Annotated in this window: 1 pseudogene; it reads right to left on the bottom strand. The window is 43.6% G+C overall.

What is annotated here, in order from left to right:
• Positions 1 to 966: pseudogene (locus tag VOR_RS19105) on the bottom strand (transposase); the annotation flags it as partial.

The raw sequence follows: 966 nt of genomic DNA, 5'->3' as shown, positions 1-966 counted from the left end.
CTCACCACATTCTCTCTCATAGACATCATAACCAACAATTTTTCTGCTATAGATATCTTCTATAACGTACAGGTAATAGTGTTGCCCAATCACCTTAGATGGCAAGTAAGTAATATCCCAACTGTATACTTGATTTGGCCCTGTCGCTGTGTAGCTTGTTGGTTTAGCATGTCGTTGTCTTCCTTTCTGTCGACCACGCTTATGCAGTTGACCATGTGCCTTCAATATCCGATAGTAGCTTGATTCACAGGCAATATATTCGCCTTTATCCAGCAAAGTCGGAACGATTTGAGTAGGTGGCAAACTAGCATATTCAGGTCGATTGCATATTTCGATGATCGCTTCTCGCTCTTGTTGTGTCAGTTTATTAGCAGGCACAGGCCTGGTGCATGTTGGTCTTTTATCAGCTTGAACATTGCCCTGTTGATACCAGCGTCGATACGTTCTCAAGTCAATCTCAGCTTCATGACAAGCTTGCTCTAAACGGCAACCATGTTGTTGAGCATCGCGAATAAGTGTTATTAGGTATTGCCTTTCATCGGTTGAGGTTAGTCGTCCTCGGGTTCTTCCCCGTAAAAGGCCCTCAGCTTTTTTCGTAGTACCAACAAGGCTGCCGTTTCCGCTAAGGCTTTTTCTTTAAAACGTAACTCTTTTTTCAGCGCTTTGATTTCCATTTTATCGGCTTTCGCTTGTTTTTTTGCTTCTAGCTCCTGTTCTTTCGTTGTCATAAATCCTTGCATGCACTCATTTCGCCAAGCTTTGATTTGTTCAGGGAACAGACCTTTCTCGCGACAATATTGGCTGAGTTCATGCTCAGTCATTGAGTAAGTTTCAGCGATGATGGCGAGTTTGGTTTGTGCAGACCACTGCTCTGATGAAGTATTGCTATTGGGCACAGGAGCTCCAGAATGTCTGAGTTGTTGCCGCCAATAATACAGGGTTCCAGGACTAATGCCTTCTTCCTTT

It is taken from the genome of Vibrio ordalii ATCC 33509 (assembly GCA_000257205.1).
GTDB classification, from domain to species: domain Bacteria; phylum Pseudomonadota; class Gammaproteobacteria; order Enterobacterales; family Vibrionaceae; genus Vibrio; species Vibrio ordalii.
This window is presented reverse-complemented; position numbering and strand designations above follow the sequence as displayed.